The organism is Streptomyces seoulensis, from assembly GCF_004328625.1.
Classification (GTDB): domain Bacteria; phylum Actinomycetota; class Actinomycetes; order Streptomycetales; family Streptomycetaceae; genus Streptomyces; species Streptomyces seoulensis.
Genome location: NZ_CP032229.1, coordinates 3326836 through 3346690 on the forward strand (window position 1 = coordinate 3326836; position 19855 = coordinate 3346690).

At 71.5% G+C, this 19855-nt stretch carries 22 protein-coding genes; 10 read left to right on the forward strand and 12 right to left on the reverse strand.

Features of this window, described 5'->3' with window-relative positions; genetic code table 11:
- Positions 1 to 3: 3 nt before the first annotated feature.
- Positions 4 to 1527 (reverse strand): glycosyltransferase family 39 protein, encoded by a 1524-nt coding sequence (locus tag D0Z67_RS15455; RefSeq protein ID WP_051887437.1) that lies wholly within the window; start codon positions 1525 to 1527, stop codon positions 4 to 6.
- A gap of 329 nt (positions 1528 to 1856) precedes the next feature.
- Here D0Z67_RS15455 and D0Z67_RS15460 point away from each other — a divergent pair, with 329 nt between their 5' ends.
- From D0Z67_RS15460 to D0Z67_RS15470, 3 genes are all read left to right on the forward strand, one after another.
- Positions 1857 to 2717 (forward strand): tryptophan 2,3-dioxygenase family protein, encoded by an 861-nt coding sequence (locus tag D0Z67_RS15460; protein WP_031178920.1) that lies wholly within the window; start codon positions 1857 to 1859, stop codon positions 2715 to 2717.
- Entirely contained in the window at positions 2710 to 3909 is a 1200-nt protein-coding gene (gene kynU / locus D0Z67_RS15465; RefSeq protein WP_031178919.1) for a kynureninase, read from the forward strand. Before D0Z67_RS15460 ends, kynU begins: the two co-directional genes overlap by 8 nt.
- Positions 3910 to 4088: 179 nt before the next feature.
- Positions 4089 to 4982 (forward strand): alpha/beta hydrolase, encoded by an 894-nt coding sequence (locus tag D0Z67_RS15470; RefSeq protein ID WP_031178918.1) that lies wholly within the window; start codon positions 4089 to 4091, stop codon positions 4980 to 4982.
- A gap of 2 nt (positions 4983 to 4984) precedes the next feature.
- On the opposite strand, the gene D0Z67_RS15475 is transcribed toward D0Z67_RS15470, so the two are convergent.
- Positions 4985 to 5206: a DUF7489 domain-containing protein gene (locus D0Z67_RS15475; RefSeq protein ID WP_031178917.1), complete on the reverse strand. Its 222-nt coding sequence runs from the start codon at positions 5204 to 5206 to the stop codon at positions 4985 to 4987.
- A gap of 110 nt (positions 5207 to 5316) precedes the next feature.
- Here D0Z67_RS15475 and D0Z67_RS15480 point away from each other — a divergent pair, with 110 nt between their 5' ends.
- Positions 5317 to 6546 carry a cytochrome P450 gene (locus D0Z67_RS15480; RefSeq protein WP_031178916.1) on the forward strand — a complete coding sequence of 410 codons (1230 nt, stop codon included), beginning with the start codon at positions 5317 to 5319 and terminating at the stop codon, positions 6544 to 6546.
- On the opposite strand, the gene D0Z67_RS15485 is transcribed toward D0Z67_RS15480, so the two are convergent.
- From D0Z67_RS15485 to D0Z67_RS15500, 4 genes are all read right to left on the reverse strand, one after another.
- Positions 6533 to 7048 (reverse strand): GNAT family N-acetyltransferase, encoded by a 516-nt coding sequence (locus D0Z67_RS15485; RefSeq protein WP_031178915.1) that lies wholly within the window; start codon positions 7046 to 7048, stop codon positions 6533 to 6535. The two genes, D0Z67_RS15480 and D0Z67_RS15485, sit on opposite strands and share 14 nt — an antisense overlap.
- A gap of 44 nt (positions 7049 to 7092) precedes the next feature.
- Complete coding sequence (locus tag D0Z67_RS15490) at positions 7093 to 7767, reverse strand: DUF4097 family beta strand repeat-containing protein (RefSeq protein WP_031178914.1); 675 nt, start codon at positions 7765 to 7767, stop codon at positions 7093 to 7095.
- Positions 7768 to 7865: 98 nt separating this feature from the next.
- Positions 7866 to 8735 carry an alpha/beta hydrolase family protein gene (locus D0Z67_RS15495; RefSeq protein ID WP_199812114.1) on the reverse strand — a complete coding sequence of 290 codons (870 nt, stop codon included), beginning with the start codon at positions 8733 to 8735 and terminating at the stop codon, positions 7866 to 7868.
- 226 nt (positions 8736 to 8961) lie between these two features.
- Positions 8962 to 9921 carry a GlxA family transcriptional regulator gene (locus D0Z67_RS15500; RefSeq protein ID WP_031178912.1) on the reverse strand — a complete coding sequence of 320 codons (960 nt, stop codon included), beginning with the start codon at positions 9919 to 9921 and terminating at the stop codon, positions 8962 to 8964.
- A 117-nt stretch (positions 9922 to 10038) separates the two neighbouring features.
- Here D0Z67_RS15500 and D0Z67_RS15505 point away from each other — a divergent pair, with 117 nt between their 5' ends.
- A complete protein-coding gene (locus tag D0Z67_RS15505; RefSeq protein ID WP_031178911.1) occupies positions 10039 to 10338 on the forward strand; it encodes a putative quinol monooxygenase in 300 nt (99 codons plus the stop codon).
- Positions 10339 to 10406: 68 nt separating this feature from the next.
- Positions 10407 to 10955 carry a PaaI family thioesterase gene (locus tag D0Z67_RS15510; RefSeq protein ID WP_051887420.1) on the forward strand — a complete coding sequence of 183 codons (549 nt, stop codon included), beginning with the start codon at positions 10407 to 10409 and terminating at the stop codon, positions 10953 to 10955.
- 105 nt (positions 10956 to 11060) lie between these two features.
- Here D0Z67_RS15510 and D0Z67_RS15515 read toward each other — a convergent pair whose 3' ends face one another.
- Positions 11061 to 11804, reverse strand: a complete 744-nt coding sequence (locus D0Z67_RS15515; protein ID WP_234312553.1) for a diacylglycerol kinase family protein — start codon at positions 11802 to 11804, stop codon at positions 11061 to 11063.
- 223 nt (positions 11805 to 12027) lie between these two features.
- Here D0Z67_RS15515 and D0Z67_RS15520 point away from each other — a divergent pair, with 223 nt between their 5' ends.
- Positions 12028 to 13311, forward strand: a complete 1284-nt coding sequence (locus D0Z67_RS15520) for an adenylosuccinate synthase (RefSeq protein ID WP_031178908.1) — start codon at positions 12028 to 12030, stop codon at positions 13309 to 13311.
- A 260-nt stretch (positions 13312 to 13571) separates the two neighbouring features.
- Here the strand turns inward: D0Z67_RS15520 and D0Z67_RS15530 are convergent, their stop codons facing one another.
- Both D0Z67_RS15530 and D0Z67_RS15535 read right to left on the reverse strand, forming a co-directional pair.
- Positions 13572 to 13814, reverse strand: coding sequence for a DUF397 domain-containing protein (locus D0Z67_RS15530; RefSeq protein WP_078872960.1), 243 nt, complete (start codon positions 13812 to 13814; stop codon positions 13572 to 13574).
- Complete coding sequence (locus tag D0Z67_RS15535) at positions 13771 to 14652, reverse strand: helix-turn-helix domain-containing protein (RefSeq protein WP_051887419.1); 882 nt, start codon at positions 14650 to 14652, stop codon at positions 13771 to 13773. Before D0Z67_RS15535 ends, D0Z67_RS15530 begins: the two co-directional genes overlap by 44 nt.
- Before the next feature lie 124 nt (positions 14653 to 14776).
- On the opposite strand from D0Z67_RS15535, the gene D0Z67_RS15540 reads away from it, so the two are divergent.
- Positions 14777 to 15208, forward strand: a complete 432-nt coding sequence (locus D0Z67_RS15540; RefSeq protein ID WP_051887418.1) for a hypothetical protein — start codon at positions 14777 to 14779, stop codon at positions 15206 to 15208.
- On the opposite strand, the gene D0Z67_RS15545 is transcribed toward D0Z67_RS15540, so the two are convergent.
- Complete coding sequence (locus D0Z67_RS15545; RefSeq protein ID WP_031178904.1) at positions 15201 to 15851, reverse strand: hypothetical protein; 651 nt, start codon at positions 15849 to 15851, stop codon at positions 15201 to 15203. The genes D0Z67_RS15540 and D0Z67_RS15545 overlap by 8 nt on opposite strands.
- Positions 15852 to 16052: 201 nt before the next feature.
- Between D0Z67_RS15545 and D0Z67_RS15550 the strand changes: the two genes are divergently transcribed.
- Positions 16053 to 16823 carry an oxidoreductase gene (locus D0Z67_RS15550; protein ID WP_031178903.1) on the forward strand — a complete coding sequence of 257 codons (771 nt, stop codon included), beginning with the start codon at positions 16053 to 16055 and terminating at the stop codon, positions 16821 to 16823.
- A gap of 3 nt (positions 16824 to 16826) precedes the next feature.
- Here D0Z67_RS15550 and D0Z67_RS15555 read toward each other — a convergent pair whose 3' ends face one another.
- The gene (locus D0Z67_RS15555; protein ID WP_031178902.1) at positions 16827 to 17702 is read right to left on the reverse strand and encodes a LysR family transcriptional regulator; all 876 of its coding nucleotides are present in this window, start codon (positions 17700 to 17702) and stop codon (positions 16827 to 16829) included.
- A 315-nt stretch (positions 17703 to 18017) separates the two neighbouring features.
- Here D0Z67_RS15555 and D0Z67_RS30490 point away from each other — a divergent pair, with 315 nt between their 5' ends.
- Complete coding sequence (locus D0Z67_RS30490; protein WP_051887417.1) at positions 18018 to 19088, forward strand: eCIS core domain-containing protein; 1071 nt, start codon at positions 18018 to 18020, stop codon at positions 19086 to 19088.
- Here D0Z67_RS30490 and D0Z67_RS15570 read toward each other — a convergent pair.
- Positions 19085 to 19777: a GntR family transcriptional regulator gene (locus D0Z67_RS15570; protein ID WP_031178900.1), complete on the reverse strand. Its 693-nt coding sequence runs from the start codon at positions 19775 to 19777 to the stop codon at positions 19085 to 19087. The two genes, D0Z67_RS30490 and D0Z67_RS15570, sit on opposite strands and share 4 nt — an antisense overlap.
- Positions 19778 to 19855 lie beyond the last annotated feature (78 nt).

The window sequence follows — 19855 nt, forward strand, 5'->3', positions numbered from 1 at the left end:
CGCTCACCGGGATCGATCGGCACCGCTGCTTCCCGCACCCTGATCCGCCGGACACGACCTAGGCGCCGCGCCCCGGACGGGGGCCGGGAGGCGCTCGTACACCGTCACCCTGCGGCCCCGTACGGTCTCGTCCGCGACGGCCCTGAAGTACCTCCGGAGCGTGGCCCTCTTCGCCTTGTCCCGGCGGGCCGAGTCCCGCTTTGCCACCCCCGGTGCGTCGGTGACCAGCAGGATTCGGTCGGAGCGGCGTATGGCCGTGCGGATGCGGGACGGTTCCGCCTCCACGCCCTTGAGGGTGCCCGAGGCCAGGGGGGTCTCCGCGAGGGCTATGTCCCGTAGGCCCACGAAGGCGTCGGGGGAGACCAGGGCCGTGTCCCGGCGGGCGGCGGGGATGAAGAGGACCGCGTCTCCGGGGTGCTTCAGGTGGTGGACGCGGTCGGCGGCCGAGAGGACGTCGTCGACGCGGCTCTCGGGGGCGCGTTTGGCCAGGGAGTAGGGGAGGAGGGCGCCGAGGGCCGACAGGAGTGCCAGGGGGAGGATCAGTCGGGCGGTCCTCGGGAAGCGCGGGGCCGTCGCGGCGATCGCCCGGCCCAGTGCCGTGCCGATCAGCAGGGTGAGGCCGAGTTGGCCGAAGAGGACGTAGCGGTCCAGGAACAGGGGCTTGATCAGGGAGATCCCTGTCAGGGCGAGGAGGGGGACCGCCAGCAGGGGGAGGGCCACCGAGGCGAGCGAGGGCCTGCCGGGGAGGGGGCGGTCCAGTACGGCGCCCAGAGTGCCGATCGCCAGCAGGATCGCCGGGCCGATCAGCATGTGCCAGGTCAGGGGCGGTATCCAGGAGATCTGCTCGGACTGGTGCCGGCTGAAGAGGATCAGCGGTGCCGTCCCCGCGACGGCCGCGCCGGAAGCCGACGCCCAGCGGACCCACGTCCCCCGCCCGGCCCGCGTCCAGCACAGGGTCACCGCGTGCGCGACCAGCACCAGCAGCGCGAGCCAGTTCAGCAGTCCGCAGAGCAGGACCGTCACGCCGTACGCGGCCCACCACCAGGAGGCGGGACGCTCCAGCAGCACCACCAGGAGCAGCGTCGAGACCGCCGTGCCCGCCATGACCAGGGCGTACGGCCGGCCCTCTTGGAGGTGGAACTGCACGGCCGGGAGCAGTCCGAGGGCCAGGCCCGCGCCCATCCCGGCCGGGTTTCCGGCGAGGCGGGCGCCGATGACCGTCACGCAGCCCGCCGCGACGGCGACGGCCAGGACGGAGGGCAGGCGGAGGGTCGTGGTGCCGGGGCCGAAGCAGCTGAAGAGGGCGTGCATCAGCAGGTAGTACAGGCCGTGCACGGCGTCGACCTGGTCGAGCAGGTGCCAGATGTCGGCGGTGGAGCGCCGGGCCACCTGCCAGGTCGCCGCCTCGTCCCGCCACACGCTGTGGTCCCGCGACAGCCCCCACAGTCCGAGCCCGACGGTCCACACCACCGGCACCACCCACAGCGGTCCACCCCTGCGGACCCGTACGGGAACCCCCGCTCGCACCTCCACCGAGGTCACGACCCCGCCCCCGAAAACGCGCACAGCACAGCCCGCACCCCTCCCCCGTTACGCGCGAGCCCCCGTGCCCCCATGACATCAACGGTCACTCACGCCCAGCTTGCGACCCTAGGTGATCTCATTCCGGAAGAGAACGGTCTTATGCGGTCAGCAGGCCATTCCGGCACGGTCAGCGAGCCGTCCGGCCAGGCCCGGCGCAGCGTCCCGCCTTGCTCTATCCCATGGGATTGCGGAGGATTCAGCGTGGGGACCGGGGCCCCCGTGCCGGCATCGGCAGGGGCGGACCGCTACCCGGAGTTCAACAGGAGACAGCGATGTCCCACCAGGCTCACCCCCCTTCCCAGGCCGCCGAAGAGGCCGCTGAGCCCGAGACCCCGCATCTCGACTTCGCCGGTACGACGCCGTACGAGGACTACGTCCGGGCCGACGTGCTCACCCACCTCCAGCACACCCTCTCCGACGACCCCGGAGAGATGGTCTTCCTGGTCACGACCCAGGTCATGGAGCTTTGGTTCACGGTGATCACGCACGAGTGGGAGACCGCCGCGAAGGCGCTCCGCTCGGACGACGTGCCCACCGCGATCGCCGCGCTGAAGCGTTCCGTGCGCGAGCTGGACGCCCTGAACGCCTCCTGGCGCCCGCTGGCCCAGCTCACCCCGGCCCAGTTCAACTCGTACCGCTCCGCCCTGGGCGAGGGCTCGGGGTTCCAGTCGGCGATGTACCGCCGCATGGAGTTCCTGCTCGGCGACAAGTCCGCGTCGATGCTCGTGCCGCACCGGGGCACCCCCCGTACGCACGCCGAGCTGGAGAAGGCGCTGTGCGAGCCGAGTCTTTACGACGAGGCGGTACGCCTGCTCGCCCGGCGCGGCCACGCGATCCCCGACGAGGTGCTGCGCCGGGACGTGTCCCAGCGGTACGAGCCCGTGGAGGCGGTCGAGGCCGCGTGGACGGCGGTGTACTCCGGTGACCCGGACAGCGACCTCGCCCGTCTCGGGGAGGCCCTGACGAACGTCGCCGAGCTGGTGTGGCGATGGCGCAACGACCACCTCGTGGCGACCCGCCGCGCGATGGGCTCCAAGGCCGGCACCGGCGGCTCGGCCGGAGTGGCGTGGCTGGAGAAGCGGGCCCGCAAGAACGTGTTCCCCGAGCTGTGGACGGCGAGGTCCCATGTCTGACCGTACGGAACTGGCGCTGCGGGCGAAGGAGTTGGACGCGGCCGACGCGCTCGCCGGACTGCGTGACCGCTTCGTCCTCGACGACGGCGTCTACCTGGACGGCAACTCCCTCGGCGCACTCCCCGCGCACGTACCCGACCGGATGCGGGACGTACTGACCCGCCAGTGGGGCGAGTTGCGCATCCGCTCCTGGGACGAGTCGGGCTGGTGGACCGCGCCGGAGCGGATCGGCGACCGCATCGCCCCGCTGATCGGCGCCGGTCCGGGCCAGGTCGTGGTGGGCGACTCGACAAGTGTCAACGTGTACAAGGCACTTGTGGCGGCCGTACGAATGGCGGGGGAGGGCCGCGACGAGATCCTGGTCGACGCGACGACCTTCCCCACGGACGGCTACATCGCCAACTCGGCCGCACGGATGACGGGTTGCACACTCCGTCCGCTCACCCCCGCCGAGATCCCGGCCGCCCTCGGCCCCCGCACGGCCGCCGTCCTGCTGAACCACGTCGACTACCGCACCGGCCGCCTGCACGACCTGCCCGCCCTGACGGCGGCCGTGCACGACGCCGGCGCGCTGGTCGTCTGGGACCTGTGCCACAGCGCGGGCGCCCTGCCGGTCGGGCTGGACGCGCACGGGGTGGACCTGGCGGTCGGCTGCACCTACAAGTACCTGAACGGCGGCCCCGGTTCGCCCGCGTACCTGTACGTCCGCGGCGATCTCCAGGACCGTTTCGACTCGCCCCTGCCGGGCTGGAACTCGCACGCCGAGCCCTTCGGGATGAACCCCGAGTACACCCCGGTGCCGGGCGCGCGGCGCGGCCGGGTCGGCACGCCGGACATCCTCTCCATGCTGGCGCTGGAAGCGGCGCTGGAGGTGTGGGACGGGGTCTCGGTGGACGCCGTACGGGCGAAGTCGCTGACCCTGACCGACTTCTTCCTGGACTGCGTGACCGCGTACACCGAGCCCGGCCGGGTGGAGTGCGTGACGCCGCTGCGGCACGAGGAGCGGGGCAGCCAGGTCGCGCTGCGCTGCGCGGACGCCGGTGAGGTGATGAAGCGGCTGATCGACCGGGGCGTGGTGGGCGACTTCCGCCACCCGGACGTGCTGCGCTTCGGCTTCACCCCGCTGTACGTCGGTTTCGCGGACGCGGAGCGGGCGGCGCGGGTGCTGGGCGACGTGCTGGCGCAGCCGTAGGCGGAAGGCGTCGGGGGGCTGTGCGGAGGGACGAACTCCGCACAGCCCCCTTTTGCCTCACCCTGGGTGACATCCCCGTGTCCGCGCACGTCACGGGCCTGATACCGTCCCGGCCAACGGCCGAATCCCCACTCTGGCCCTGGTCCGCCAAACCCCTTACGCAGCTGGAAGGTTGGAGCATGCCGGAGGACGCAAGCGCAGCCCGTGCCGCCGCCGAGGAGGAGTCGGCGTTCTCCCATCCGCCCGTCGACCCCGACGCGAGCGCCGCCTACGGGGAGCACCCCGACCAGATCGTCGACTTCTACGCCCCGCGCACCGGGCCGGCGTCCGCGCCGCTGGTCGTGATCCTGCACGGCGGGGCGTGGCGGGCGCGGTACGACCGGCGGCACGTCACGCCGTTCGCGGACTTCCTCGCGCGGCGCGGGTTCGCCGTGGCGAACGTGGAGTACCGGCGCGGTGGGCCCGACATCCCGGCGCAGAACACGGGCGGCGAGCCGGCTTCCGTACCCCCGGCGGGCCGCTGGCCGGAGACCTTCGACGACATCGCCGCCGCGCTGGACGCGCTGCCGGAGCTGGCCCGCGAGGCGCTGCCGGGCGCGGACGCCCGGCGCATCGTCCTCACCGGGCACTCGGCGGGCGGGCACCTCGCGCTGTGGGCGGCCGCGCGGCACGTCCTGCCGCCGGACTCGCCCTGGCGTACGGACCGGCCGGCGCCGCTGCGCGGGGTCGTCGCGCTGGCGCCGATCGCGGATCTGGGGCTGGCGGAGAAGCTGGACGTCTGCGCCGGGGCTGCGGTGCAACTCCTGGGCGGGCAGCACCTGTTCGCCGAGCGCGTCCCGTACGCGGACCCCGCGCTGCTCCTCCCGACCGGTATCGCGACGACGCTGGTGCAGGGCCGTGCCGACGAGGTCGTCCCCGACGCGGTGGCGGAGTCCTTCGCGGACGCGGCGGCCAGGGCCGGGGAGGTCGTGGGGGTGACGCTGCTGGAGGACGTCGGCCACTTCCCGCTGATCGACCCGGCGGCGGACGCGGCTGCCGTGGTGGCGGAGGAGATCGCCCAACTGGCCTTCTGAGGCTATGCCTTGACCGGGTCCTCGCCGGCTCGCTTGACGACGCGGTCCCCGACGGCCAGGGACTTCCAGAGCTGCCGCCCGATCCGCACCTTCGTGGACTCCCCGTCACTCAGGCGGAGTTCGACGAAGTGGTACATGTTCGAGCCGTCGAGCATGCCGCGCGACTTGTCGGTGACGGTGCCTTCCCAGGCGTCGTCCTGTCCGGGTTTGCGGGATTTGAACATGGGACGAGTGTAGGAAGGCGGGGGCGTCCGGGGGCAGTGCCGAGGGGCACGTCCTGGGGATGACACATGTCATCTACCCCGGTGGGGCCCGCACGGACTAGCGTCCCCCCATGGGCACCACCTTCGACCCCTGGTCTCCGGAGTTCCTCGCCGACCCCTACCCGGCCTACGCCGAGCTGCGGGCGCGCGGGCGGGTGATCCGGTACGAGCCGACGGACCAGTGGCTGGTGCCGCACCATGCCGACGTGTCGGCGCTGCTGCGGGACCGGCGGCTGGGCCGGACGTACCAACACCGCTTCTCGCACGAGGAGTTCGGCCGTACGGCGCCGCCTCCCGAGCACGAGCCGTTCCACACGCTCAACGACCACGGCATGCTCGACCTGGAGCCGCCGGACCACACCCGCATCCGGCGCCTGGTCTCCAAGGCGTTCACCCCGCGCACGGTGGAGCGGCTGCGGGAGTACGTGCACGGGCTGGCGGACTCCCTGGTGGGCGCCCTGGTCGCGGCGGGCGGGGGTGATCTCCTCGCGGACGTGGCGGAACCCCTCCCGGTCGCGGTGATCGCGGAACTCCTGGGCATCCCGGAGGCGGACCGGGGTCCGCTGCGGCCCTGGTCGGCGGACATCTGCGGGATGTACGAGCTGAACCCGTCCCCGGAGGTGGCGGCGCGTGCGGTACGGGCGTCGGTGGAGTTCTCGGAGTACCTGCGCGGTCTGATCGCCGCGCGCCGCGCGGAGCCCGGGGACGACCTGATCTCGGCCCTGATCGCGGCCCACGACGAGGGCGACCGGCTCACCGAGCAGGAGATGATCTCCACGGCGGTACTGCTGCTGAACGCCGGCCACGAGGCGACGGTGAACGCCACGACGAACGGCTGGCTGGCACTGTTCGAGCACCCGGAACAACTGGGCCTGTTGCGGTCGGACTTGAGCCTGATCCCCACAGCGGTGGAGGAACTGCTCCGCTACGACACCCCGCTGCAACTCTTCGAACGCTGGGTCCTGGACGACATCGAGCTGGCCGGCACGACGATCCCCCGGGGCGCCGAACTCGCCCTCCTCTTCGCCTCCGCCAACCACGACGAGACGGTCTTCGACGCCCCCACCACCCTGAACCTCACCCGCAAGGACAACCCCCACATCTCCTTCAGCGCGGGCACCCACTACTGCATCGGCGCAGCCCTGGCCCGGCTGGAACTGGGGGCGTCCATGGAGGCGTTGCTCACTCTCGCCCCCTCGCTCACATTGGCCACCGAGCCGACTCGGAAGCCGGGGTTCGTGATGCGGGGGCTGGAGGAACTGAAGGTGACTGTCGGAGGCGACGGAGTCAGAGGGTGTTGAACGGTTCGGGGTAGGCGAAGGCGCCCCGCGCGGCCGGGTCGTACGTGGTCAGGGTGCGGATCTGGAAGTAGTGGGCCCAGCCGGGGTCGGGAGGAGTGATGCCGTACTCCGTGCTCGCTCGGAAGCCGAAGCGGTCGTAGTACGCGGGGTTGCCGAGCAGAGCGACGAGGGGTTCGTCGGTGGCGTCCGCCGCGCCGAGTACGGCGTGCATGAGCGCCAGGCCCACGCCTCGGCGTTGGTGCTTCGGGTGCACGCTGAGGGGGCCGAGCGCGAGGGCCGGGTGGGTGCCGACGTGTCCGCGGGTGCAGACGACGTGCCCGACGATCTCCCCTTGGTCGCCGATCGCGACCATCGACAGTTCCGGAAGCCACGCGCCGCATGTCCGCAATCGATCGACGAGGCCGGCCTCCACGGGGACCGGTGTGTCCGGTTTGGCGAACGCGGCGGTGGTGACCGCCTGCACGGCGGGTTCGTCGGTGGGTGCTTCTCGTCGGATCAGCATCGGCACAGTCCTGGCGCCCGACGACGGCACCGCAAGGTTCACCCTTACGAGGAAGGTGCCGGGTTGACGTCGATGTTTCCGCCGCCGGTTCGGATGGTGACGTGGTGGGGGGAGGCGGGGTCCGTGGGGACCGAGACCGTGTTGCGGCCGCCGCTGGTGGTGGTGTCCACGGCGTAGGGGGTGCGGGGGAGGGTGACCTTGACGTTGCCGCCGCCTGTTTCCGCGGTGAGGGTGGTGGGGGGTTTCGTCAGGGACGCCTCGATGTCTCCGCCGTCGGTGCGGGCGGAGAGGGTCTTGGGGGCGGTGTCGATGACGTGTACGTTTCCGCCGCCCGTCCGTGCCTTCGTCGCGCCGTCGACCCCGTGGACGGTGATGTTGCCGCCGTCGGTGTCCAGGGTCAGGGTCGTGCCGGGGGGTACGGAGACGGTGTAGTTCACGCCGCAGTCGTCGCAGCGGGGGGCGGTGAGGGTGAGGCGGCCGTCGCTGACGGAGTGCTCGGTCCTGGGCTTGCCGTCGGCGTACCGCATCTTCTCCGTGACGTGCGCGCCGGTGCCGTCACCTGGGACGACGTCGATGTTGCCGCCCTTGGTCGTCACGCTCAGCGCGGTCACCTTCGCGTCGATCCCGTACCGGGCCGTCGCCGACTTGTCCTGCACCGCGCACCCACTGAGCGCGACCCCCACCACGACCGTCCCGGCCACCAACAGCTTCGCCCTCATACGTCCCCCTGAATTCCGCCGTCCCCCGCACGCGCCAGTGTCGGTCAATCAAGGCTAGTAGCCCCGTGCTTCACGCCGGCGCCGTTTCCGCCGAGGTGTCAGCCGAGGTGCTGCTCGAAGAAGACGGCCGCCTCCCTGCCGACCCGGACCCGGACGGTCGGGTCGGCAGGTTCCGGGGCGAAGAAGTCGTCGTGGCGGACGTCCGGGCCTGCCGAGCCGCCACTCGCTGTGGGAATGTGCTCCAGGTATGGCTTGGTGTCGGTCTCGTAAGGGTTGACCGTGTCTGCTCCACCCCAGCGGATTCCCACAGGCACTCGCACGGTTGCCAGGCTTTGCGGGGTCACGAGACCGCCCAGTCCGGGAGCTACCTGGAAGACCGCCCGCACGCGGGGGTCGGAGAGGTCCGTGGCGGCGGCATCCAGCAAACGCCGTGACGACGCGTCCAGTGGATGCTTCGTCCGCAGCGCGTCCAGCGCGCCGGGGTACTCGGGGATCTCCGGCAGAGGGACAGTTCCCGTCAGTACAGCCCACAGGATCTGCGGATCGACACGGGCTCCGGCAAGGGCCGCCGCCGTGTAGGCGCCAAGAGAGAAGCCCGCTGCACCGACCGGACCGAGCGACTGTTCCCGGGCGAGTGCTTCGAGGGCGAAGGAGACGTCCCGGGGCCGTTCCCATACGTGGAGGAAGCCCTCCGGCTCGTAGCCGTCGACGTAGTTGTTGCCGTGGTGATCGAGGGCGACAACCCGGAAACCCGCCTCGCACAGCGGTCGTACCAGCCACTCCATGTTGCTGCCCGAACCCCCGGTGCCGTGGGAGACGACGACAAGCGGAGCCGGCGCAGCCTGTGAGCGGCTCGGTTCCCAGAGGTAAAGACGGACAGGGCGCGGACGAGTCGGATCCCGCAGGTCAGGACGGGACTCGTCGTGCAGGACACGTATCAGCGGCTGTCCCGGTCCAGAGGTGGTCATGGCGACATCGTAGGGAGGCCGCTCCTACTGATCGCTGGTGTTCCAGCCCGGCGGGTGCCCATCGGCTTCGCGGTCGGATCGTGGGCCCAGCCTCCACCCCGGCCTCGGTGAGGGAGCGGGTGAGCCCGGCAGTGGCCGCCTCCCTCCCTCGCCGGGCACGTCCGCGCTTCCGGGTAGCTGCTCACCCGGCCCCGGGCGCTGCGCCAGGGCCGCGGCGACCCCGCGGTCATCGGGTGCGCAGGCTCGCCGTGGTGGCGCCGGTACGGGCGCGCAGCAGCGCGCGCAGGGTGGCGGCGTGCTCGTAGCCCACCTTGCGCGCGATGGTCTCCAGGGACAGGTCGGTGGTTCGCAGCAGATGCGTAGCCTGTTCGACGCGCAGGTCCTGGACGAACCGCACGGGAGTGGTGTTCAGCACCCTGCGGACCGTGCGCTGGAGCGTGCGCTCGCTGACGCCGAGGGCACGCGCGGCCTCGGCCATGCTGTTCGGCGTGTCCAGGTGCCGGCGCGCCCAGTGTTCGAACGCGGCGATCAGGGGGTCGTTCTGCGCGAGGGCGCTCGGAATGGTGTAGGCGGATTGCGAGGGACGCTCGTCCACGACCAGGTACCGGGCGACCAGGTCGGCCAGAGCGGGGCTCGCCGTCCGCACCACGGCCAGCGCCAGATCGACGTGGCCGAAGGCGGCACCCGCCGTGGTCACCCCCCGCGTGGCCGTCACCATGCTGCTCTCGTCGAGCACGACCTTCGGGTAGCGGCGGCGGAAGACGGGCGCCAGCCACCAGGTGGTCGTGGCGCGGCGGCCGTCGAGCACGCCCGACTCGGCGAGCAGGAAGGTACCCGTGCAGGCCGAGGCCACGGGCGCGTCCCGGCCCCGGTGCTCGGCCAGCAGATCCCGTACCTCGGCCAGACCGGTGCCGCCGACCCGCTCCAGCAGCGCCTCCGGCCTGCGCTCGGCCAGCGCGGGCACGAGGAGCAGTTCGGTACCTTCCACGGTCCCGGCGGGCTCCGCCGCGACGAGGTGCCCCGCGCCGGTGCGCACCTGCGGGGTGAAGGCGACCGTCCGGACGTTCCAGGCGGGCGGCGGCTGGGGCAGTTCGCCCCGCATGGCGTTGGCCGCGTCCAGCACGTCCAGAGCCGCGCAGAGCCCTGAGTCGAACACGCCGTCGTACACCAGTACGGAGACATCCATGTCGGGAACGGTATCAGAGCTGTCGTTTCCGACACTGTGACCGGACTCTTCGGCGGCCTAGCGTGAGTGATGCCGCCGGTGCCACAGGGCACCGCACCGAGCCGGAGGAATCCCGTCATGAACAACATCGGTCTGCTGGCCCGCATCGAGGCCAAGCCCGAGTACGCCGACAGCGTCGCCCGGATGCTGACCGAGGCCGTGCGCCTCGCCGAGGAGGAGAAGCGGACCGTGACCTGGTTCGCCTTCCGGGAGGACACCACCACCTTCGGTGTCTTCGACACCTTCGAGAACGACGAGGACCGCACGGCACACCTCCGCGGACGGATCGCCGCCGCCCTCATGGGCGCCGCGGACACCATGCTCGCCTCGGCCCCCGACATCCGGCCGGTCGACCTGCTCGCGGTCAAGCTGCCCTGAGCGCCCCGCACACCCCGAGAACCCTTTGAGCATGTGAGCGACGAGAAGAACACGGAGATCCACCGACCATGACATCCAAGCCCCCCGCCGCCGTGTCGGACACCGGAGCCCCCCGCGAGGCGGGACCCGGCGTCCGCTCCCGGACCCACACGTGGGAGCCGCCCACCAGCTACGCCGACGGCGCCGGCCGCTCGGGTCTCGAGGTGCTCCGGATGTGCGTCGAGGGCCGGTTCCCGCAGGCGCCGATCTGCGGGACGCTCGGCTTCCGTCTCGTGGCGGCGGAGCACGGCCGGGCCGTCTTCGTGGGCGAGCCGGCCGAGCACCTGCTCAACCCCATGGGCACGGTGCACGGCGGGTTCCTCGCCACACTCCTCGACTCCGCCCTCGGCAGCGCGGTGATGTCGACGCTCCCCGCGGGGCGCGCCTACACCACGATCCAGCTCGGTGTGAACATGGTGCGTCCCGTCTTCCCCGACACCCCGAGCCTGCGGTGCGAGGGCACCGTGATCCACGCGGGCCGGACCACCGCGACGGCGGAGGCCAGGGTCATCGGCTCCGAGGACGGGAAGCTGTACGCGCACGCGACCACCACGTGCGCCGTCTTCCCGCTGCCCTAGCGGAGTCGCCCGGCGGCCGGTGCCCGGCACGAGCCGCCAGTATGCCTCTGCGCGGCTGCCCTGACATCGCTCACCGCGGCGAGAGCGGACCTACGGCACCGCTACTCACGGCCCCGGCACCACCAGCCCCCAGGCCCCCTCCGCCACCCGCCAGGTCCGCCTGCGTACCGGACCGGAGGTCTCCGCGTCGGCGCGGTAGTGGAAGTCCTCCCCCGTCACGGTGACCGTGCGGCCGCAGGAGCGGAGGGGGGTGGACTCTGCGCCCAGTGACACCGGGTGGATCTCCACCTCGGCCACCCCCCGCATCCCCGGTGTCACCGACACCGACTCCACCGGACGGTCCAGGTCGATCACCGTGACGCCGTCGATCTCGACCCGGAGCCGGGCCGGGCGGGCGGCGAGGGTGCGGACCAGGGTGCGCAGCCACGGGCGGGTGCCGGCGCCGACCGGCTCGGCGGGGACGGACGCGGGCGGTATGCCCAGGGAGCCGAGCACGACGCCGTCGCTGTCGTCGACCAGGAGGTCCAGCTGCCGGGAGACCCCTTCCAGCACCGCCCGCGCCGAGGCGACCGGCCCTCCCGGCACCCCCAGCGAACGCGCCAGCCCCGCCGATCCGACCGGCACCACCGACAGCGCACATCCGGCCAGCTCGCGATGTCGGTGCAGCAGCGCCACCGCTCGAACAAGGGCTCGATCATCCCCGACGACCACCGGCCGGCGCGACCCCCGCCGCCCCAGCGCGCGGGCGAATTCCTCCGGCCCGTCCGGCAGGCACACCTTCGCCGCCGCACCCGCGCTGAGCACGTCTTTCGCTATCCGTACGGACTCCCCGTCCGTGTGCCGGGCCATCGGATCGATGATCACAAGGAGCTGATCGGACGTCGCGGAAGTCGCCACCTCGGTCCTGCCTCGCTTCCTCGGGTAGCATCTTTGTGCAAGAGCCCCTTGCGCTATTGCGCCAGGGGCTTCGTCTATTCCGGGGCATCCGGTCCGACGGTCGTGCGAAGCGGCGATGAGCCATACGCCCACACCCCGACCATGGACATGCCCCGCCCGGAAGGGGTGTACGCGCGTGCCCGCACTTGTGCTGCTCGGTGCTCAGTGGGGTGACGAGGGCAAGGGGAAGGCGACCGACCTGCTCGGTGGCTCGGTGGACTATGTAGTGCGCTATCAGGGCGGCAACAACGCCGGCCACACGGTCGTCGTGGGCGACCAGAAGTATGCGCTCCACCTCCTCCCCTCCGGAATCCTCTCGCCCAGCTGTACGCCGGTCATCGGCAACGGCGTCGTCGTCGACCCGTCGGTCCTGCTCTCCGAGCTGAGCGGTCTGAACGAGCGCGGCGTCGACACGTCGAAGCTCCTGATCAGCGGTAACGCGCACATCATCACGCCGTACCACGTCAGCATGGACAAGGTCGCGGAGCGCTTCCTCGGCAAGCGGAAGATCGGCACCACCGGCCGGGGCATCGGCCCGACCTACGCCGACAAGATCAACCGCGTCGGCATCCGGGTCCAGGACCTCTACGACGAGTCGATCCTGACCCAGAAGGTCGAGGCGGCGCTCGACGTCAAGAACCAGATGCTCACCAAGCTCTACAACCGTCGCGCCATCGCCGCCGACCAGGTCGTGGAGGAGCTGCTGGGCTACGCGGAGCAGCTGAAGCCGTACGTCGCCGACACCGTCCTGGTGCTCAACCAGGCGCTGGAGGACGACAAGGTCGTGCTGTTCGAGGGCGGTCAGGGCACCCTGCTCGACATCGACCACGGCACGTACCCCTTCGTCACCTCCTCCAACCCGACCGCCGGCGGTGCCTGCACCGGCGCGGGCGTGGGTCCGACGAAGATCAGCCGGGTCATCGGCATCCTCAAGGCGTACACCACGCGTGTCGGCGCCGGTCCGTTCCCGACCGAGCTGTTCGACGCGGACGGCGAGGCGCTGCGCCGCATCGGTGGCGAGCGCGGTGTCACCACCGGCCGCGACCGCCGCTGCGGCTGGTTCGACGCGGTGATCGCCCGCTACGCGACCCGCGTCAACGGCCTCACCGACTTCTTCCTCACCAAGCTGGACGTGCTCACCGGCTGGGAGGAGATCCCGGTCTGCGTCGCCTACGAGATCGACGGCAAGCGGGTCGAGGAACTCCCCTACTCCCAGACCGACTTCCACCACGCGAAGCCGATCTACGAGACGCTGCCGGGCTGGTCCGAGGACATCACCAAGGCGAAGTCCTTCTCCGACCTGCCGAAGAACGCGCAGAACTACGTGAAGGCGCTGGAGGAGATGTCCGGCGCGCCGATCTCCGCGATCGGTGTCGGTCCCGGCCGTGACGAGACGATCGAGATCAACTCGTTCCTCTAGGTCACACCGTCTGTACGTGGGTACGCCCGCCGGTCCGCCCTATGGGCGCGCTCGGCGGGCGTTCCGCGTTCCGGCGCGGTGGAATTTCTCCATGAGCAGCGACCGGGAGATGTGCGGGGGGCCCTACGGCGAGGTGTCCGAGTGCGGGGACCCCGCGGTGTTCGAGGTGCGGCGGCACGACCGGTCGTCGTTGCCGGTCTGCCCACTGCATCTCGGCCCGTCCTTGTTGATGGGGTCGGGTGTGCTGTGGCCGCCGGAGATCAGCCTTGTCGCGCGTCCGTGAGGAAGGTGGTCCACGCGGAGGGGGTTACGGCGAGGAGGGGGCCGTGGGTCTGCTTGGAGTCACGGACGTGGACGGCGTCGGGGCAGGAAGCTACTTCGACGCAGTTGCCACCGCTGGCGCTGCTGTACGAGGACTTGTGCCAAGTGTAGGCAGTTTCCACGCAGTTGCCGCCACTGTCATTGCTGTAGCTCGACTTGAACCACAGGAGGGTGCTGGTCATTTCGCGCTTCTCCCGCCAACTTCCGGAGGAGGCTCACAGAGTCGTCCGGGCTCAGAGCCTGTGATCGGATCTTCGCATACCGGTGGGTTAGACGCGCCACCTTAACGGGATCGCTGACCAGCACGCTCTCGTCTTGAGCCTCCAGGTAGACCACGTGGTGGTGTTCACTGGTCGTGACCAGCGTCATGTCGCCGTCGGTGCCCGCGTGAGCACCCTTTGCCCCTCGGTTCAGGCGCAGTACTTGCAGGCTCACGTTGTCCCGCTCGGCGTCCTCGGCGAGCGCGTACAACTGCTCGCTCATGATGTCCTGGCTCCCGATCGTACGGAGGAGTGCGGACTCGTCAAGGACCGTCTCGATCAGGGGCGTCGGACCCGTACGGTCGAAGAGGGCCCTCCGGGCGATACGGGCGTCGACCAGCTCGTCCACCTCGGCCTTCGAGAGCGCGGGAGAACCTCCGCCGATCAGCGCACGCGCATAGTTCTCCGTCTGGAACAGGCCAGCGATCACGTACGTCTCGTAGGAGGACAGGGAGACCGCCTCCGCCTCCATCAGCGCGAAGTCCTGGAACTGCGCCGGGTACTTGTCCAGCAGGATGAATTTCCGGGCCATCTCGAAGATGCCCATCCCATCCCCGAGCACCCGCTCCAGTTCCATCAGCATCTTGTCGCTCGCGGGCTGCGCGCACGTCTCCATCGCGCTGATCGCGGACGCGGTGTAGCCGATGAGACGGCCCAACTCCTCCTGCGTCAGACCCAGCTGCTCACGTCGGGCCTTCGCGAAGGTGGCGATCATGCGTGCCGTCCCGCTCGCCGCCGTCTTGTTCGCCGCTCGCGCCATTGCGATCACCCCTGGACTCAACCGAACTCAACCGGTCCTCAACGGATGCCCCCGACTCCCGACCGTTCCGATGGGTCGACGGAGAGTCATGGAAACCGTAGCGTCGCCTGCCGAAACTGATTGCATGAATACGCAAAGTCACGCGGACATCCAATGGGTTCCCGCCATGGGCATCCAACTCCGGCGGGCCGGGGTGCAGTTCGACGCGGTGCGGGTGGACGGCGACCGGGGGCGGGACATCGCGGACCGGATGGCGCGGATGACCGGGGGTGATCCGGGGCCGGTGGTGGAGTCGGGGAGCGGGCGCAGGTGCGTGTACTTCCTGGTCGCGCCGGGGAGTACCGCGCATCACGCCTGGCCGGCCGAGGCCACGCGGCTCACGAGCGGCCCGTACCGGGTGAGCTACATCCCGGTTCCGGCGCTGGACGGGCAGACCTGGCCGCTGGGCTGGCGGTTTCCCCCGACCGCGCCGGACCGGTTCGTGCACACGCTGCTGCTGCGGGCGGCGCTGCTGGACGGGAGCCAGGGGCCGCCGCAGCCGCCGGAGCTCAACTGAAGACGATCATCGAACCCTGGGCGAGGGAGCGGGTCGCGGCGGCGTGCAGGCCGAGCCAGACGTGCCGTTCGCGGGCGAAGGGGCTCGGGTCGTAGGGCGCCGGGACGGCGGGCTCCTCCAGCTCGGTGGGGGCCGAGGGGGGCGTCGGGGCGGCGGGCGGGTTCGCCGGGTCGATGCCGATGGCCGGGGCGACCTGCTCCAGCTCGCGCAGCAGGGCGTGCGAGGAGCCCAAGGGGCCGCCACCGGCGAGGAGTTCGTCGTTGGAGAGGGGCTGGGTGAAGTCCAGCGGGACGTAGGCGCCGGCGTGGTCGTAGTGCCAGACCAGGTGGGACTGCTGCGCGGTTGACTCGAACATTTCGAGCAACTGCTCGTAATCGCCGCCCAGCTCCCCCACAGGGGTGACGGGGAGGCCGCAGAGCTGGAGCAGGTGGGCGCGGCGCAGGAAGTGCAGCGCGTCGTAGTCGAATCCCGCTACGGGGGCGACCTCGCCGTTCAGGCCCGGCATGTACTGGTAGACCGGGACCGGGGGGAGCCCGGCGGTGGCCAACGCGTCGTTGTAGACGGCCAGTTCCTCGGCGAACGGGTTGTCCGGCGTGTGGCACAGCACGTCCACGAGCGGCACCAGCCACAGGTCACAGGCCAAGAAAGGACTCCTCGCATCGTCCGCTGCGGGGGGTCTCCTCGCACACGGGTGGACCAGGCAGCGTAGTCCGTACGGCGGGCCATAGGAAAGCCCTATGGCCCCTGCTGCTATTCGGTCTTTGATTACCCCTCTTTTCCGGGCCTACGGTGAAGCGACTCGACGAGAAGTCCGCCGGGAATTGTCCAAGAGGGGAACGCTGAAATGGCCACCACGGAAAACGGCACGGGAACACCGGAACTCAAGGGAAAGCGGGCCCTGGTCACCGGGGGTACGCGAGGCATCGGGGCGGGCATCGTGGCCCGGCTCCTGGAGGCCGGCGCGGAGGTGCTCACCACCGCCCGCTCGGAGCCGGACGAGGTGCCGGAGGGGGTCCGGTTCGTCGCGGCCGACGTGCGGAGCCGGGAGGGGGCGGAGGAGCTGGCGGCGGCTGCCGTGGACGTGCTCGGCGGGGTGGACATCCTGGTCCACAACGCGGGCGGCGCGAGCCCGTACGAGTCCGCCACCGCCATCCCGGACGAGGTCTGGCTGGACGCGCTGAACCTGAACCTGCTGGCCTCGGTGCGGCTCGACGCCCTGCTGGCACCGGCGATGCGGGAGAGGGGGTCGGGCGCGATCGTGCACGTCTCCTCGGCCGCCGTGCCGGTCGCCTTCCCGCCGTTCCTGCACTACACGGTGGCGAAGGCCGGGCTGGAGAACTACAGCAAGGGCCTGGCCGCCGAGCTGGCCCCGGCCGGGGTGCGGGTCAACACGGTCACGCCGGGGCGGGTCACCACGCCCGGCGGGGAGGCGACGCGGGAGCAGTGGGCGAAGCTCGACCCGACGCAGAGCGGGGAGGTGTCCCTCGTACCGCTGGGGCGGGACGGGGAGCCGGACGACATCGCTCGGGCGGTGCTGTTCCTGGTCTCCGACCGGGCGAGCTGGGTCACCGGAAGCAATTTCGTGATCGACGGCGGAGAATTCCCCCGGGGCTGAAACTCAGGAGCCGGACCAATTCTCCTGGCGGAGGAATTCCAGCAGGGCCGTCTCGGCCGGGCCGGCCGGGTTCCGGACCACGGCGATGACGGGCTGGGCCACGGCGGGGGACACCGGGCGCGCGAGGTGTTCGTGGCTCGCGGGGACCGCCGACGCGGGGACGAGGGTGGCGCCGAGTCCCTGGGCGGCCCAGCGGACGGCGGTCGCGGTCTGGGAGACGCGGGCGACGGTGTCGGGCTCCGGGTCGGTCTCCCGCAGCGCCTCCACGAGAACACCGTCCAGCGCGCTGTCCCGGTCGAACCGGACCCAGGGCTCGCCCTTGAGGTCGCGCAACTCGACGCGCGGTGAGCCGAGTTGTTGATGCCCCTCCCCGAGCACCACCACGAACTCCTCTTCGCCCAGGCGGTGGGCGTCCGCCGGGGTCCGGTCGCACTTCGCCATCAGGGCCAGGTCCAGTACGCCCCTGCGGCACAGCCGGTCCAGCTCGGCGGAACTCGGCTCCTCGGAGAGGGTGACCTCCAGCCGGGGGAACCGTCGCCGCAGCTCTCCGAGCGCCTCGGGCAGCTGCCGCGTACCGAACCCCATCTGCGCGGCGACGGTCAGCTCCCCCACCAGCTCGGCCGCCCCGGCCCGCGCGGTGGCCGTAGCCCGGCGCGCGGCACTGACGGCCACCTGCGCCTCCCGCAAAAACGCCCGCCCCACCACGGTAGGCGTCAGCCCACTCGGCGTCCGAGCGAACAGCTCCACCCCGAGCTCCCGCTCCAGCCCCCTGATCTGCTGAGACATCGACGGCTGAGCCACCCGCAACCGCTCCGCCGCCGCCGTCACAGATCCTTCCTCGGCCACGGCAAGGGCGTACTCGAACTGGCGCAGACTCATGGCATCCCGGTCCCTCCGTGGTCTCAGCCCCCTAGGGGGAACTACCACGCGGCTTCCCGGATTCCCCGGGCCGGGGTCGCCCGGGAACCGCACTTCACCGATGGCTCGCATGTCACCGAGCGGCTGACACCGGGCGCTCGGCCGGATGGCCGAGGTGGCCGAGGGCGGGAAGTAGCGGGTGGGCCGGGTTCCCCGTCGTCCGCCCGCCGTTGCCCGGTGCGTGCCCCGACACTGCCCCCGCGGCCCTGGCCGGGAGAAGTGGGCGCGCGGTATCACGGAGGGACGACCACTGGCGCGTCGGAAGGCTCCTGATGCATGCCCATCAGCCAGCACACCAGGGGTGAACGCGAGTCGGGGAAGACCGGGCGCCGCACGCCCGCGGCGCCCGAGAAGGCGACCACGCGGCCGGGGCCCGGTTCCCTGGCCGGGTTGCAGGGCGCCGTCGGGAACGCCGCCGTGGTGCGGATGGTGCAGCGCGCGGCGCCGGAGACCCACCGGCACGGCGCGGGGTGCGGGCATGAGGAAGAAGCCGACGTGCAGCGGGCTGCCGTCGAGGAGGCGGTCCAGCGAGCGGCCGTGCACGACGTGCTGAGCGGCTCCGGCAGACCGCTGGACCAGCCGACGCGTACGGAGATGGAGGGCCGGCTCGGCGCCGACCTCTCCGACGTCCGCGTGCACACCGGCCGCGCGGCCACGGATTCGGCGGCGCAGATGGGCGCCCGCGCCTACACGTCCGGCAGCCACATCGTGATCGGCAAGGGGGGCGGCGACCGGCACACCCTGGCGCACGAGCTGACGCACGTGATCCAGCAGCGCAACGGGCCCGTCTCCGGTACGGACACCGGGCAGGGCTACTCCGTGTCCGACCCCTCGGACCGCTTCGAGCGCGCCGCGGAGGCCAACGCCCGCAAGGTGATGTCCGGACCCGCGCCGGGCGGGCAGGGGCGGACCGGGGAGGGAGGCGGGGACCCGGGCGCGTCCCGTCCGGCCGCCGGCGCGCCGGTGCAGCGGAAGCTGGAGACCGTCACCACGGAGTCGGCCACCGTCTCGCACTACGCGCCCACCAAGGAGGACGCGCCCGTCCTCAACGACCTGGGGATCAAGCGTCCCAAGGTGGTGACGGGAAGCATCGACCCGACGTCCACCAAGGGACGCCCCGCCGCCAGGCCGTCTACACACTGGACGACGCCCTGTCCGACTCGTCCTCCGACAGCGAGAGCAGCTCGCAGGACGGCAGCCGGCAGACCGACGTCAGCATGGGCGGCGAGGCTTCGCCTCCCCAGAGCTGGCTCCTTCTGTCCCCGTCCCTCGATTCCCAGGACGACAGTTCCGACCCCGACTACTCCCCGAGCCGCTGACGACAACGACGACGCCATGTCGACCTAGCCGCCCGCGAGTTCCTCGACCATCTCCAGGGCGTGCGCGTTGGCCGCGGCGACGATCGCGCGGGCGGCCTCGGGGTCGTGGGCCGACAGGGCGTCGACCAGGTCTATGTGGCCGGCCCACAGGCGGCCGCGGACCTCGGGGAGGCGGCGGAGGTGCTGGACCGCGCAGACCCAGGAGCGGACGCGGAGCCGGTGCAGGAACTCGGCGAGGTAGGGGTTGCCGAACAGCACGCTCAGCTCGCGCCAGAAGCGGAGGTCGTACCCGATGAGGACGGTGAGGTCACCGGCCGCGTTGGCCCGCTGGGCCTCCTCGCCGCGCCGCCGTACGGTCGCGAGCGCGGCGGCGGTGTCGGGGTTCCCTGGGTCCGCGAAGGCGGGGTGGCCCTGGCCGAGGACGCGGAACATGCCCTCGGTGACCAGCGAGCGGGCCTCGATCATGCCCCGGTAGTCGGCGAGGGAGTACTCGGGGACGCGGAAGCCCCGGTGGTGGTCGGCCTCCAGCAGGGCCTGCGCCGACAGGTCGACCAGGGCCTCGCGCACCGGCGTCGCGGAGACCCCGTACAGGTCCGCGATCTCCTTCACGGTGAACGCCCGCCCCGGCAGCAGCCGCCCGGCCAGCACCTCGTCGCGCAGCGCGTCGGCGATCTGCTGTCGCAAGGTACTGCGCGTCACAGCGCCGTAGCCGGGCATCGTCCCGGGGTCTCCTCACACGAATGGGGCCGCTCTCGTACGTCCGTGCCTATTCCCACAACCCCTTACGAGCACGTC

Bases quoted from the DNA above. Each gene is read 5' to 3' on its own strand.
- D0Z67_RS15460 (WP_031178920.1), top strand. From the start codon at position 1,857: ATGTCCCACCAGGCTCACCCCCCTTCCCAGGCCGCCGAAGAGGCCGCT.
- kynU (WP_031178919.1), top strand. From the start codon at position 2,710: ATGTCTGACCGTACGGAACTGGCGCTGCGGGCGAAGGAGTTGGACGCG.
- D0Z67_RS15470 (WP_031178918.1), top strand. From the start codon at position 4,089: ATGCCGGAGGACGCAAGCGCAGCCCGTGCCGCCGCCGAGGAGGAGTCG.
- D0Z67_RS15475 (WP_031178917.1), bottom strand. From the start codon at position 5,206: ATGTTCAAATCCCGCAAACCCGGACAGGACGACGCCTGGGAAGGCACC.
- D0Z67_RS15480 (WP_031178916.1), top strand. From the start codon at position 5,317: ATGGGCACCACCTTCGACCCCTGGTCTCCGGAGTTCCTCGCCGACCCC.
- D0Z67_RS15485 (WP_031178915.1), bottom strand. From the start codon at position 7,048: ATGCTGATCCGACGAGAAGCACCCACCGACGAACCCGCCGTGCAGGCG.
- D0Z67_RS15490 (WP_031178914.1), bottom strand. From the start codon at position 7,767: ATGAGGGCGAAGCTGTTGGTGGCCGGGACGGTCGTGGTGGGGGTCGCG.
- D0Z67_RS15495 (WP_199812114.1), bottom strand. From the start codon at position 8,735: ATGACCACCTCTGGACCGGGACAGCCGCTGATACGTGTCCTGCACGAC.
- D0Z67_RS15500 (WP_031178912.1), bottom strand. From the start codon at position 9,921: ATGGATGTCTCCGTACTGGTGTACGACGGCGTGTTCGACTCAGGGCTC.
- D0Z67_RS15505 (WP_031178911.1), top strand. From the start codon at position 10,039: ATGAACAACATCGGTCTGCTGGCCCGCATCGAGGCCAAGCCCGAGTAC.
- D0Z67_RS15510 (WP_051887420.1), top strand. From the start codon at position 10,407: ATGACATCCAAGCCCCCCGCCGCCGTGTCGGACACCGGAGCCCCCCGC.
- D0Z67_RS15515 (WP_234312553.1), bottom strand. From the start codon at position 11,804: ATGGCCCGGCACACGGACGGGGAGTCCGTACGGATAGCGAAAGACGTG.
- D0Z67_RS15530 (WP_078872960.1), bottom strand. From the start codon at position 13,814: ATGACCAGCACCCTCCTGTGGTTCAAGTCGAGCTACAGCAATGACAGT.
- D0Z67_RS15535 (WP_051887419.1), bottom strand. From the start codon at position 14,652: ATGGCGCGAGCGGCGAACAAGACGGCGGCGAGCGGGACGGCACGCATG.
- D0Z67_RS15540 (WP_051887418.1), top strand. From the start codon at position 14,777: ATGAATACGCAAAGTCACGCGGACATCCAATGGGTTCCCGCCATGGGC.
- D0Z67_RS15550 (WP_031178903.1), top strand. From the start codon at position 16,053: ATGGCCACCACGGAAAACGGCACGGGAACACCGGAACTCAAGGGAAAG.
- D0Z67_RS15555 (WP_031178902.1), bottom strand. From the start codon at position 17,702: ATGAGTCTGCGCCAGTTCGAGTACGCCCTTGCCGTGGCCGAGGAAGGA.
- D0Z67_RS30490 (WP_051887417.1), top strand. From the start codon at position 18,018: ATGCCCATCAGCCAGCACACCAGGGGTGAACGCGAGTCGGGGAAGACC.
- D0Z67_RS15570 (WP_031178900.1), bottom strand. From the start codon at position 19,777: ATGCCCGGCTACGGCGCTGTGACGCGCAGTACCTTGCGACAGCAGATC.